The sequence below is a fragment of the Dactylosporangium sp. McL0621 genome (genome assembly GCF_049995355.1).
GTDB lineage: Bacteria > Actinomycetota > Actinomycetes > Mycobacteriales > Micromonosporaceae > Dactylosporangium.
Map to the genome: position 1 here is coordinate 11,032,306 of NZ_CP188259.1, position 12,816 is coordinate 11,045,121.

Annotated in this window: 10 protein-coding genes and 1 tRNA gene; 5 read left to right on the plus strand and 6 right to left on the minus strand. The window is 73.6% G+C overall.

Annotated features, from left to right (window positions below; all coding sequences use genetic code 11):
- Positions 1–23: 23 nt before the first annotated feature.
- Together ACPPVO_RS52220 and ACPPVO_RS52225 are read right to left on the minus strand one after the other, a co-directional pair.
- The gene (locus ACPPVO_RS52220) at positions 24–1,976 is read right to left on the minus strand and encodes a fibronectin type III domain-containing protein (RefSeq protein ID WP_426506775.1); all 1,953 of its coding nucleotides are present in this window, start codon (positions 1,974–1,976) and stop codon (positions 24–26) included.
- Between the two features lie 95 nt (positions 1,977–2,071).
- Positions 2,072–3,181: a HupE/UreJ family protein gene (locus tag ACPPVO_RS52225; protein WP_426506777.1), complete on the minus strand. Its 1,110-nt coding sequence runs from the start codon at positions 3,179–3,181 to the stop codon at positions 2,072–2,074.
- Positions 3,182–3,297: 116 nt separating this feature from the next.
- On the opposite strand from ACPPVO_RS52225, the gene ACPPVO_RS52230 reads away from it, so the two are divergent.
- The 5 genes from ACPPVO_RS52230 (at position 3,298) to ACPPVO_RS52250 (ending at position 9,767) form a co-directional block, all read left to right on the plus strand.
- On the plus strand, positions 3,298–3,954 hold the full coding sequence (locus ACPPVO_RS52230; RefSeq protein WP_426506779.1) for a hypothetical protein: 657 nt from the start codon (positions 3,298–3,300) through the stop codon (positions 3,952–3,954).
- A 31-nt stretch (positions 3,955–3,985) separates the two neighbouring features.
- Positions 3,986–6,325 carry an accessory Sec system translocase SecA2 gene (gene secA2, locus ACPPVO_RS52235; protein ID WP_426506781.1) on the plus strand — a complete coding sequence of 780 codons (2,340 nt, stop codon included), beginning with the start codon at positions 3,986–3,988 and terminating at the stop codon, positions 6,323–6,325.
- Positions 6,326–6,349: 24 nt separating this feature from the next.
- Positions 6,350–7,663 (plus strand): TIGR04013 family B12-binding domain/radical SAM domain-containing protein, encoded by a 1,314-nt coding sequence (locus ACPPVO_RS52240; protein ID WP_426506783.1) that lies wholly within the window; start codon positions 6,350–6,352, stop codon positions 7,661–7,663.
- A 474-nt stretch (positions 7,664–8,137) separates the two neighbouring features.
- Positions 8,138–8,210, plus strand: a tRNA-OTHER gene (locus tag ACPPVO_RS52245).
- Between the two features lie 33 nt (positions 8,211–8,243).
- Complete coding sequence (locus ACPPVO_RS52250; protein ID WP_426506785.1) at positions 8,244–9,767, plus strand: ankyrin repeat domain-containing protein; 1,524 nt, start codon at positions 8,244–8,246, stop codon at positions 9,765–9,767.
- A gap of 45 nt (positions 9,768–9,812) precedes the next feature.
- On the opposite strand, the gene ACPPVO_RS52255 is transcribed toward ACPPVO_RS52250, so the two are convergent.
- The 4 genes from ACPPVO_RS52255 to ACPPVO_RS52270 all read right to left on the minus strand — a co-directional run bounded on the left by ACPPVO_RS52255 (position 9,813) and on the right by ACPPVO_RS52270 (position 12,768).
- Positions 9,813–10,430 carry a TetR/AcrR family transcriptional regulator gene (locus tag ACPPVO_RS52255; RefSeq protein WP_426506787.1) on the minus strand — a complete coding sequence of 206 codons (618 nt, stop codon included), beginning with the start codon at positions 10,428–10,430 and terminating at the stop codon, positions 9,813–9,815.
- Between the two features lie 21 nt (positions 10,431–10,451).
- Positions 10,452–11,309: an SDR family NAD(P)-dependent oxidoreductase gene (locus ACPPVO_RS52260; RefSeq protein WP_426506788.1), complete on the minus strand. Its 858-nt coding sequence runs from the start codon at positions 11,307–11,309 to the stop codon at positions 10,452–10,454.
- Positions 11,310–11,467: 158 nt separating this feature from the next.
- On the minus strand, positions 11,468–11,860 hold the full coding sequence (locus ACPPVO_RS52265; RefSeq protein WP_426506790.1) for a hypothetical protein: 393 nt from the start codon (positions 11,858–11,860) through the stop codon (positions 11,468–11,470).
- Between the two features lie 11 nt (positions 11,861–11,871).
- On the minus strand, positions 11,872–12,768 hold the full coding sequence (locus tag ACPPVO_RS52270) for a ParA family protein (protein WP_426506791.1): 897 nt from the start codon (positions 12,766–12,768) through the stop codon (positions 11,872–11,874).
- Positions 12,769–12,816 lie beyond the last annotated feature (48 nt).

Sequence of the window (12,816 nt, forward strand, 5' to 3'; positions counted from 1 at the left end):
GCCGGGGCCCGCCCCGACGGTTCTCAGCTGCTCAGTGCGGTGATGGTGAGCGTGGCGCGGTACTCGCCCTTCTCGACGTCACCCGGGATCTTCAGGTCGAGCCCGGCTCCGAGCTGGGCGGTGCCCTTCGGGTGGCCCTGCTCGGCGTAGCCCAGCTGGCGCGAGACGGCCAGGCCCTGGCCGTGGTCGTCGTACGCCGTCGCGACCGGGGCGCCGGCCTGGGCGCCCGCGCCGGGGGCCAGGATCTTCGGCGTCCAGCCCAGGTACGAGCCGGGGAACGTCTTGTTCGCGTCACGGAAGTCGCTGACGCTGGCCGAGACGGTCCACGGCGCCTGGGTGCGGCGCGTGTCGGACACGACGATCGGGTTCAGGTTGCCGTTCGCGGCGAAGTACTCGCCGTTGTGCTCCTGCGCGGTGCCCAGGTTGACCAGGCCGTTGTAGCCGTCGATGGTCCAGCCGAACTCGCCGGGGGCCGCGTTGGGCACGTTGACCTGCAGCTGCTGGCCGTCGCCGTGGTACGGGTGGACCGTGACCTTGTCGACGACCGAGCCCACCGGCTGGCCGGCCGGCGTGTTGTTGCACCAGGACACCTTGCCGAGCTCGACCGCCGCGTTCGGGGCGGCGCAGGTGCCGCTGCGGAGGTTCTGCACGACGAGCTTGTCGCCGCGGACCTCGACCTTCACGTAGGAGCGGACGTGCTCCTGGTTCTGGACCGAGTTGTACCAGTAGTCGTTCGGGTTCAGCGGGTCGGCGCCGTTGCCCGCGCCGCTGGTGCCGCTGTTGTCGGGGGCCGTGATGTCGTAGTACTTCGACCCCGACGCCGAGTTGCCGGTGACGTAGATGACGCCGCCCGGGCCCGGGTACACGTCGGCCGCGCCGGGCTGCTCGTCCGGGTTCGCCTTCGCGCCGTTCTTGATCTCGTAGCTGCGGGAGTAGGAGTGGTCGTGCCCCTGCAGCACCAGATCGACGCCGAGGTTCGAGAAGACGGTCGGGAAGTCCACCCGGCGCGTCTTGTTGTCCCCGTCCTTGGCGTGGTCGGCCGGCGAGTAGATCGAGTGGTGGTAGACGAGCACCTTCCACTTGGCCTCGGCGCCGTGCTGGTTGATGACGTCGGTGACGTACGCGATGTGTGCCGCGTCGCCGCCGCCGCCCGAGGTGGTGGCGTAGGAGTTGCTGTTCAGGTCGATGAACAGCACGTCCTTGTAGATGTACCAGTAGTCGCCGCCGGACGTGTTCGACGCCGGGTTGCCGTTGGCGTAGAGGGCGTTCGAGCGGTCCGTGTTCGGCGTGAACAGGTGCTGCTCGTAGGCCTTGCCGCCGACGTCGTGGTTGCCGATGGTCGCGGCCCACGGGTACTGCCGCAGCTTGTCCGAGGACAGGAACGCGTCCCACTGCGGCTCGGTGTTGGCCGTCTCGACCTGGTCGCCGCCGGAGACCAGCAGCTCGGCGTTCGGGTTGGCGGTCAGGGAGACGTCGAGGGTGTCGCGCCAGCCGGCCGCGTCCTTCGCGACGTCGCCGGACGAGCCGATCTGCGGGTCGCCGTAGAACAGGAAGTCGTAGTCGCCCTCGAAGTCCTGCGTCTTGAAGGCGTACGCCGGCGACCAGTTGCCGTCGCCGCCGACCCGGTAGGAGTACTGGGTGTTCTCCTGCAGGCCGGTCAGGACGGCGTGGCGGTTGAAGCCGCCACTGGTGGCGATGTTCGCCCCGCCGATGGCCGCGAAGGTGGCGGCCGAGGCGGGGAACTCGCCGGACGTGAGCGCCGCCGTCGGGGCCAGCTGGACCTGCTGTGCGGTGTCGGCCGAGGAGTACCAGGTCACGATCCGCTGGGACTCGTTGGCGCCGACGCCGAGGATGACGCCCGTGAGCGTGGCCGGGTCCGCGGCCGCGGCGGGGGAACCGCCGGAGCCGAGGGCCATGGCCAGGCCCAGGAGCGCCGCGGTGGCCGCGGCGGCCACGCGGGAGGTGCGGTGGTTCATCGGATATTTTTCCTTTTCCGATGGGGGTAGGGGAAAAGCGTGACCACGCTTTCGCCGGCTCATGAACCCCTCGTGAACGCGAGCCGGACGCCCATTTAGAGGCGCTGGAAGAACCACACCAGCCCCATGGCCGCGACGCCCGCGGCGATGGCCCCCGTCACCCAACGCCCGGTTATGGGGGCTTTGCGGCGCAACCGGAGCAGCAGCGGGAAGGTGAGCCCGATCAGCCCGAGCTGCACGGCCTCGATGCCGACGTTGAACACCAGCAGCGACCACAGCAGCGTCCACGAGAACGGCTCGTCGATGCCCAGCGCGCCGGCGAATCCCAGACCGTGGACGAGGCCGAAACAGAACACGACGGCGAGCCGGGCCCGGCCGGTCACCTCCTTGTTCACCGCGCTCATCGCGGCCACCACGGCGATGGACAGGGCGATGACCGGCTCCACGACGCCCGCCGGCACCGCCACCAGGCCGAGCGCGGCCAGCATGAAGGTCACCGAGTGCGCCAGGGTGAAGCTCGTGGCGGCCAGGACGATGTCGCGCAGGCGCCGGGAGCCGGCGATGAGGGCGAGCAGGAACAGGATGTGGTCGACGCCGGTGAGCAGATGCTCGGCGCCGAGGCGGAAGAACTCCCAGAACCGTTGGTACCAGGCCTGGCTCGTGTCGAACGCGGGGTGCTGCCCGTCCAGGGCGGCGCTGCCACGCTTGCCGTCCAGGTCGTACGTGACGATCGTCTTGACGTCCTTGACGTAGCCCTCGCCGTCCGGGAACAGGGCGCTGCGCACGGTGTGGCTGCTCGCCGGCGGGCACGCCCAGTCGACCTCGAGCGTCGCGTACGGCACGCCCTCCTGCTCGCCCATGGTGAAGGCGGGCGCCGGGGCCGCGGTGCAGCCCTGAACGGTGAAGCGCTCGGTCACGTACCGGCCGGCCGGCTCCGCGTGCGCGTTCAGGGCCGCCGCCATGGCCGGGACGTCGCCGGCCTCGAACGCGGCGGTGCCCGCCCGGAACAGCGCGTCGTCGTGCCCGGCGTCGGCGGTGGAGACGACGAGGAGGTCGTACTCGAGCTGCAGCCGCGTGTGCACGCCGTGCGGTGCGGCCGTCACGCCGGCGTACACCGTGGAGGAGAACCCGTGCGCGCCGGCCGGGCCGCTCCAGAGCAGGGCGACCAGCGCGGCGGCGAAACCCACGACGGCAAGGCGGGACACGCGGCGTCACGTTGCAGGGCGTAGGTGAACTCCGGCCCCTTCCCGGGCGAACCGATCAAGAACGTCTTCTCCGACCGGTTGAATGGGTTGCCGGTCGTCTGCTGGTATTCCGTGTCGTGAGACGCCTCGTGGCCGGCCTGGCGGTCGCCCTGCTGCTGTCCGGCTGCGGAGCCGGGACCGACGGCTGGGCCGAGCCCCGGCCCATGCCGTCGCCGGTCGGCACCCTCGGCCCCGGCTTCGTCGACCCGTCCGCGCCGCCGACCCCGGAGGGCACGATAACGCCGGTCCCCGGCTCGTGGGACGGCGTGCAGCCGGCGCGCGGCTACCGCGTGGTCCTGCTGACCAAGGGCACCGACGGACCGACGACGGCGCTGGTCACCGCGGTGCGGGGGTGGGCCGCGGCCGCGCACGCGGACCTGCGCACGGTGACCGTGGGCGCCGACCCGGTCCCGGACATCGTCAGGGCCGTCGACATGCACCCGGACCTCGTCGTGAGTGCCGGCAACGAGCTCGTCGACCCGCTGGCCGTCATCACCGCGAGCCACCTGTCGCAGCCGTTCCTCGTGGTGGGCGCCGAGCTCGCCGAGCCGACCCACAACGTGACGGCGGTCGACTGGGCCGGGGCGTCGTTCCGCGGGGAGGGTCTGGGGGCCTCCTCGACGTATGACGCGGCGTCCTTCACGGCCCAGCGCTGCGACGCGGCGATCCGGGCCGGCGCCGCCGCGGTCCTCACCGGCCTGACCGGCATCGTCGTCTGGCTCGAGGACCGGTAGACGGCCGTCGCTGCCGGGCTAGCCTGGGGTCATGGGCCGGCTGGAGCAGTTGCGTGACCCGTCGTCGTGGCGGCGGGCCTTTGTACTGGTGCGGCGGTTCCGGCAGGAGCCGGGAACGGCGAACCTGCGCCGGTTCGACCCGTTGGTCGAGGCCGTCCGGCGCGAACGGGCGGCGCTGCCCGGGCTCGGCGAGGAGGCGCTGCTCGAACGCGCCCGGTCGGCGGCGACGGCGGACCTCGCCGACGACGGCGACCTGGTCGGCCTGCTCGCGGTGGCGAGCGAGGTCGCGCGCCGCCGGCTGGGGCTCGAGCCGTTCGGGGTGCAGCTGTCGGCGGCGGTGAGCATGCTCCGCGAGCGTGTGGTGGACATGGCGACCGGCGAGGGCAAGACGCTGGTGGGGTTCCTCGTCGCGGCCGGGCTGGCCGCGACCGGCCGGCGGGTGCACGTGCTCTCGGCCAACGACTACCTGGCCGGCCGGGATGCCCGCGCGGGGGCGCCGCTGTTCGCGGCGTTCGGCCTGTCGTGCGCGGCGGTGGTCGACGGCATGGACCATGCCGCGCGGCACGCGGCGTACCGCAGCGACGTGGTCTACGCGACCGTGCACCAGGTGGGGTTCGACCTGCTCCGGGACCGGCAACGGCCGGCCGATGCGCAGCGGCTGGTGCCGGAGCTGGACGCGGCGGTGATCGACGAGATCGACGCGGTGCTGCTCGACGACGCGATGGTCCCGCTGGTGCTCGCCGGCGACGCCGAACCGCGGCCGGAGGGTGCCCCGCTGGCCGGGGTGGTGGCGGCGATGACGGCGGGCGTCGAGTACGAGGTCGACGGCGAGGGGCGCAACGTGTCACTGCTCGAGGCGGGCATCCGGGCGCTGGAGGAGCACTTCGGCGTCGACGACCTGTACGCCGAGGACCAGGTGGGCCTGCTGACCGCCGCGCATGTGGCGTTGCACGCGCAGGCACTGGTACACCGCGACGTGCATTACATCGTGGCCGACGGTCAGGTGCGTCTGATCAACGACGCCCGCGGCCGGGTCGCCGACCGTCAGCGGTGGCCCGACGGCCTGCACGCGGCGATCGAGCGCAAGGAGGGCATCGCGGTGACCGCGCAGGCCGAGGTGCTCGACCAGATGCTTGTCGAGACCGTGGCCCGCGGCTACCGCGTCGTCACCGGGATGAGCGGCACCGCGCTGGAGGCGTCCGAACGCCTGGCGGAGGACCTGCACCTGCGCACCGGAACGATCCCGACCAACCGGCCCGGCATCCGCGTCGACGAGCGCGACCGGCTGTACCTGACCGCCGAGCGGCGCGACGCCGCCGCGGCCGGCCGGGTGCAGGCCGCGCACGAGGCCGGGCAGCCCGTGCTCATCGGCACGGCGAGCGTCGCCGACTCCGAGCGCTTCGCCGGGCTCCTGGCCGCCCGCGGCGTCGCCGCGGTCGTGCTCAACGCCAAGAACGACGCCGCCGAAGCGGAGATCATCGCCCGCGCCGGGGAGCACGGGGCGGTCACCGTGTCCACCCAGATGGCCGGCCGCGGCGTCGACATCCGGCTCGGGCCACGGGCCGCCGAGGCGGGCGGGCTGCTCGTGCTCGGCCTCGGGCGGTACGACAGCGCCCGCCTCGACCACCAGCTCCGCGGCCGCGCGGGCCGGCAGGGCGACCCGGGCCGTTCCGTGTTCTACACCAGCCTCGACGACGACGTGGTGACCGAGCACCTGATCATCGGCCTCGACCCGCGCTCGGTGGACCCGGACGGCCGGATCAACGACAAGAGGTTCCGCCAGGTGTACGAGCACGCCCAGCGCGTCGCCGAGGGCAAGCTCCTGCAGTTGCACCGCACCACCCGCCGCTACCACACGGCCACCGACCAGCACCGCCGGCTCGTGCTCACCACCCGCGAGGCGCTCCTGGCCGACCCGGCCGCGCTCGAGGACTACCTGACCCGCATCTGGCCCGCGGGCTCCGACGAACCGCGCCGGTGGACCCGCCCGGCCCGGCGCTCCCTGGCGGTCGAGGTGGCGCTGTACCACCTGGACCGCGCCTGGGCCCGCCACCTGAACCTCCTGGCCGAGCTCCGCGAGGGCATCCACCTGCGGGTACTCGGGCGGCAGGACCCCCTGGAGGAGTTCAACCTCATCGCCACCGACGACTTCCGCACCCTCGCCCACGAGGCCGCCGCCGCCACCCGGGACACCCTCGCGGCCGCGTCCGAGGACGCCGCGACCCTCGCCGACCTGGGCCTGCGCCGCCCGTCGTCCACCTGGACGTACATGGTCGCGGACAACCCCTTCGGCTCGGAGGCCGACCGGTTCTTCGAGTTCATCGGGCGGGCCCTGCGCGGCGACCGCCCCCCGGCCATCTCCTACACCTGACCCGGGGGCTGGCAGGATGGGCTGGTGAGCTCCCTCGACCTCATCCTGGTGCTGCGGTACCGCAAGGCCGTCACGTACGGCTTCCACGTGCTGCTCGGCGCGCTGGAGCAGCACGAGACCGCCACGGCGTACGAGGTCGTCTTCGCCGAGTCGCCTTCGGCCACGATCGACGCGATCGTCTCCTCGCTGGGGCGGGCCAAACGGGTGCTCGTACTGTGGTCGTTCTACTCCCCCGACGCCGAGGCCCTCGCGGCCGAGCTCACCACCATCAAGGCCGCGGCGCCGGGCGCTCTGCACGTCGCCGGCGGGGTGCACGCCACCGCCGAACCCGTCCAGACCCTCGACGCCGGCTGGGACGTCGCCGCCATCGGCGAGGGCGAGACCACGCTGCTCAAGCTCGTCGACGCCGGTGGCGAGCCGACCGGCGTGACCGGCCTGGCGTACCGCGACGCCGCCGGCAACGTGGTCAAGACCGGGCGGCCGGAACGGCTGCCGCTGGACCGCTTCCGCGGCTTCTCGCTGCGCTGGCAGCGCTTCAACGCCCTCGAAATCACGCGCGGCTGCGCGTTCTCGTGCCGGTTCTGCCAGACGCCGTTCATGTTCTCGGCGCGGTTCCGGCATCGCAGTGTGGAGAACGTGCGCTGGCACGTCGACCAGATGCGCGAGCGCGGCCTGCGTGACGTCCGGTTCATCACGCCGACCGCGCTGTCGTACGGCAGCCAGGACGAGTCGCCGAACCTCGACGCCGTCGAGGAGCTGCTCGCGTCGTGCAAGGAGGGGATCGGGCCGAACGGGCGCGTCTTCTTCGGCTCGTTCCCCAGCGAGATCCGGCCCGAGCACGTCAGCCGTTCTGCTTTGCGGCTCGTCAAGAAGTACTGCGCGAACAACAACATCATCGTCGGGGCGCAGTCCGGGTCCGACCGGGTGCTCGAGGCGGCGAAGCGGGGGCACGGGGTCGAGGAGGTCAGGCGGGCGGCCCGGCTCGGCATCGAGGAAGGCTTCCGGATCAACGTGGACATGATCTTCGGCATGCCCGGCGAGGATCAGGAGGACGTCGACGCCTCGCTCAAGCTCGCTACGGAGCTGGCCTCGCTCGGTGCGCGCATCCACGCGCACACGTTCATGCCGCTGCCGGGCACGCCGTGGCGCGACGCGGCGCCCGGCGACGTCGACCCCGAGACGATCCGGGCGGTGGACCGGCTCTCGCAGCAGGGCGCGCTGTACGGCCACTGGCAGCGCCAGCGCGAGCATGCGGCGAGGCTCGCGGCCGCCGCGGAGGCGTACCCGCGCCCGGGCCGCAGCCGGACGCTGCTGCCGATCCGCCCCGCCGCGGAGTAGCCGGCCCGCACGCCGCTCGGCCCGCACGCCGCTCGGCCCGCACGCCGCTCGGCCCGCACGCCGCTCGGCCCGCACGCCGCTCGGCCCGCACGCCGCACGCCGCACGCCGCACGCCGCACGCCGCACGCCGCACGCCGCACGCCGCACGCCGCACGCCGCACGCCGCTCGGCCCGCACGCCGCTCGGCCCGCACGCCGCACGCCGCTCGGCCCGCACGCCGCACGCCGCTCGGCCCGCACGCCGCACGCCGCTCGGCCCGCACGCCGCACGCCGCACGCCGCTCGGCCCGCACGCCGCTCGGCCCGCACGCCGCACGCCGCTCGGCCCGCTCGGCCCGCACGCCGCACGCCGCTCGGCCCGCTCGGCCCGCACGCCGCTCGGCGCTCGGCCCGCACGCCGCGGAGTAGCCGGCTCACACGCAGCGAGGGCTCGGGCCCGCCGCGCGATAGGCGGCTCGCGTATCATCCGCGCGGCGAAGTCGTAGCGCAGAGGTCGTCGCGCCTTGACATCACGCAGGAGGACGCCGGTTCGAGTCCGGTCGGCTTCGCCGCTCAGGCCTGGCTCGGGGGGTGTGGCACGGGTGGCTGGCGGACCGTTCGCGGAGCTGGACCACTGGCGGCTGGTCCGCCGGTACGCAGTTCCCGGCTGGATGATCGCCGAGTGCACCGCGGCCCGTGAGCGCGGCGACTGGCGCGCCGCCTGTGCCGCCGCCCGCGTCACTGTCGCGTTCGGCGAGCCCGGGCCGGAGGCCGCCGAGCTGCTCGCCGGGTTCGCGCCCGATCTGCTGCGCTGGCACCTGCCCCGCTCGCGGGGTGGTTCGGCGACGCTCGCGGCCGGGCTGCGGTACGTGCTGGCGCCCGACGGCCCGGTCGGCGCGGACACCGTCGTACTCGAGATCCGCTCGCCGGACTGGTCGACGGGGTCGCAGCGGCTCACCCTGCACGCCGGGCGCGCGGGCGACCTGGCCGAGGGGCTGGTGGTACCGCTGCCGCCGCATTTTTGGGATGCCCGGCGGGCCGGCGAGCTGCGGGCCGAGCCGGAGATCCACGGTCTCGGGGCGGTCGAGGCGTGGACCGCGGCCGGGTGGACCGTCGACGAGGCGGTCATCGACTCGTGGGGGCTGCCCGGGATGGAGATGCTGGGCCCGGCGGACCCGTGGCTCGCGGCGCGCGAGGTGCGGCGCCTGGCCGCCCAGTTCGGGCGGGAGTCGTGGGCGCTGCGGACGGTACAGTTTCAGCGGGCTTCCGGGAGGCGCGACTGGCATCTGCGCCTCGAGGTGGCCGCGGACCGCCTGCGGGTCACCCGCGACACGACCGGCGCGCGGGCTCCGGGCGCGGAGCCGTGCCTGCATCCGGAACTGCTGCGCGGGCCGGTCGACGCGGAGCTGGTGCGGCACGGGCGGATCGACGCGGCCGAGCTGCATCCGCTGGTACGCGACGCGCTGTTCCCCGGCGCCGCCGGCGGCCTCGCGCGGTCCCTGCCCGGCGGCCTCGCGCGGTCCCTGCCCGGCGGCCTCGCGCGGTCCCTGCCCGGCGGCCTCGCGCGGTCCCTGCTGCCCGGCGGCTTCGCCGGCGAGGAGCGGGTCCGGGTCCGCTGTGGCCGCGACTGGCACTGGATCGCGCTGCGGGCCGGCCACCTCGAGCTGCTGCACCCCCACACCGACGACGAGCGGCGGCGCGAGGCGACGATGCGTGCCCTCGGCGGGGCCGTCGGCGGCTGCGTCGAGGCCGAGCGCATCTGGCACGGCGGGGCCGGCAATATGCCGAGGCGGCTGCGGGAGTACCGCGCCGAGCTGTGGCGGCACATGGAGCACGGCGGCGGCCGGGTGGTGCTCGCGCTGCTGGACGCGGGCCTGGACCCGCACCTGCGCGACGCCAAGGGCCGGACCCTGCTGCACCGCATCCACCAGTTCGAGCATCCCGAGCTCCTGCCGCGCCTGCTGGCCGCGGGCCTCGACGTGAACGCCCGGAGCCGGCGCGGGTACACCCCGATGTGTGAGGCCCTGGTCCACTCGGCCTCGGCCGAAGTGCTCGCGGCCCTGCACGAGGCCGGCGCCTTCCCGCCGCTGAGCCGGCCGGATCAGGTCCGGCCGGCCGCCGCCTGAGCCGGTCGGATCAGATCCGGCCGGCCGCCGCCTGAGCCGGCCGGATCAGATCCGGTTCCCCGTCGCCGCCTGATCCGGGGGCGCCAGCGACCCGAGGACCATCTCCCGCGCCGCGCGGGCCGTCGCCGCGAAGGCGTCCGGGTCCCGGCCGATGCGCTCCGCGCCCGCGCGCATCACGCCGGACAGCAGCTCCACCGCGAGCTGCACGTCGCCGACGTCGCGGAACTCGCCGCGGGCGATGCCGTCCCGCACGACGTTCTCGACCTCGACCACGATCGCGAGGAACGGGTTGTCCGGCCCCTTCGGCATCTCGGCACCCGGCCGGAACATCAGCTGCAGCGTACGGTCGGTGAACGCCTCCAGGACCACGGCGACGATCTCCCGCATCCGCGCCGGGGCCGGGTCGTCGCGGCGCGCGGCGATCGCGGCCACCCGCTCGACCGCGGCCCGGCCGCCCCGCTGGTTCAGCGCGAGGACGAGCGCGCTCTTGTCGCGCGCGTAGTTGTACAGCGTGTTGCGGGCGAGCCCGACCCGGGCCGCGATGTGGCCCATGGTGATGGAGTCGTAGTCGCGCTCGAGCAGCAGCTCCCGCATCGCCTCGGTGAGGCCGGCCCACACCATCTCGTGGTGCTGCTCGATGCTGGCTCCCCGGATCCGCGGCATCCGGTCATCCTCCCCCGCCGGTCACACGGTGGCCGGCTTCGGGTGGTACCGCTTTACGGTGGCCGCGCTCACCCGGTCGAGGGCGCGGTCGGACAGCACCCGGGCCAGTCGGACGAGGACGGCGGCGTCACGGCCGATGGTGTACCGGGTGCGCGGCCGGCGGGTCGTCACGGCCTTCGCGACGGTGCGGGCGGCGGCGTCCGCGGTCAGCCCGGAGGCGGTGCCCTCGGCCATCATCGTGTTTATCGCCCGGACCAGGCCGCCGTAGCGCTCCTCCTGCTCCGGCGTCATCTGCGCGGCCAGCCGGTTCGCCGTCGCGACGCCGCGGCCGGCCATCTCCGTGCGCACGCCGCCGGGCTCGACCACGACCACCTGCACGCCCAGCGGCGCGACCTCCCGCCGCAGCGAGTCGCTCACCGCTTCGAGGGCGAACTTCGCGCCGGCGTACGCGCCGTAGGTGGGCAGCGCGAACCGCCCCCCGATCGAGCTGATGTTGACCACACGCCCCCGGCTGCGCAGCAGCGCCGGCAGGAGCGCCTGCGTCACGGCGACGTGGCCGAAGAGGTTGACCTCGAACACCCACCGCCACTGCTCCATCGGCAGGGCCTCGACGGGCCCGTTCACCTGGATGCCGGCGTTGTTGACGACCGCGTGCAGCGCGCGCGGGTCACCGCCGACCCGCGCGGCGAGCGCCGCCACGTGCCCGGGCTCGGTGATGTCGAGGATGACCGGCTCGACGCCGGCCGACCGGATGGCGTCGGCGTCACGGTCGCGCCGGACACCGGCCAGCACGTGGTACCCCGGCCCGGCCAGCCGGCGGGCGACGGCCGCACCCAGGCCCGTGGACGCCCCGGTCACGACAACCAGCTTCTCAGTCACTGTGCCCACCTTCTTTCGCGACTACCTGTCGTAAAGATTACGACGAACTGTCGCCAAAACCAACCAGCGTGATGCGCTGTTGGCATTCGAGGGCGCCGGCGAAGGTCTTGAGGGGGGTGTGGGTGGAGCGAAGCTCCCCCACCGCGAGCGGCGGCGAGCTAGGAACTCAGGGCCAGGCTGTCCAGGCGGCGGCCGACCTTGGCGTCGACGATCGCGGTGACCAGGGCGGCCTTCGTCGACTTCGCCGGGGCCGCCACGCCCAGGACCTTGGCCAGTTCCTTGGTCTGGGGCACGGTCAGCTTCAGGTCGTTGACGTACTGGATCGCGGCCTGGCGGGTTTCCAGCTGCGACAGCATCGACTCGATCTCGCTCACCGGGCGCGACAAGGCCGGAGCCGCCGCCGGGGGCCGGGCGGGGCGGCCGCCCTTCGGGACCAGCTCCAGTTTCGCCGCGCCCGAGGCCAGGTCGGCCAGCTGGTCGGCCGGGAGGGTCTTCACGAAGGCGGCTACGCGGAGCAGCACCTCGTGGGCGAGGTCGGCCGGGTCGGTCATGGAAGCTCCGCTCAGGTTCTCGTGCGCGCCAGGAACTCGCTCGTCAGCTGTTGCAACTCGTATCGTAGGTTCTCGATCGCGGGGGTGCCCGGCGGTGCCAGCACCACCGGGACGGCGCGCAGGCCCGCCTCCGTCACGGCCGACTTGTTGTCGCGGACCGTCTGGCGGAAGACCGGCATCTCGATCTCCGTCGTGGCTTGGACCGAGGTCTGCTGCGTGTTCAAGGGGCCGTTCGCGGTGTACTGCACCATGGTGTACACCACCCCGGCGATCTCGGGGTTGATCGGGTGGCCGGCGACCGAGTTGTACTCCTCGACCAGGGCCGACAGGCGCGTGCGCAGCAGGTCGATGCCCAGGGTCGACAGGTAGTCGGGGCGGGCCGGGACGACCACGTGGTCGCTTGCCACCAGGGCCGTGCGCGTCACGAGGTTGAAGTTCGGCGGGCAGTCGATGAGCACCGTGTCGTACTTGTTGAACGACTGGTCCGCGAGGGCGTCCGCGAGGAGGCGGTACACCTGCAGGTACCGCGGACTGCTCTTCTGGAATCTGGAACCGCCCAGGCCGGCCGCCAGGTCCAGGTCGGCGTCGACGAGGCCGAGCTGGGAGGCGATGAGGTGCAGGTTGCCGCCGAGCGGCTGGACGAGGGCGTTGACCGCGTGCGGGGCCAGCACGTACTTGAACAGCGGCTCCGGGGCGCGGGTCGCGATGAACGCCTCGAACCAGGCGCGGATCGTCGGCTGCTCGTCGAAGTCGGAGGGGCGGTAGAAGGAGTACGTCAGGCTGGCCTGCGGGTCCAGGTCGATGAGCAGCACCTTGCGGCCCCGCGCGGCCAGCTCGGCGCCGATGTTCGCGGTGATCGTGGTCTTGCCCACGCCGCCCTTGTAGTTGATGACGGACACGACGCTCATCGGCGGTGGCGGCCCTTCGGTGGTCGGCCGCGGCCGCCGCGCAGGGCG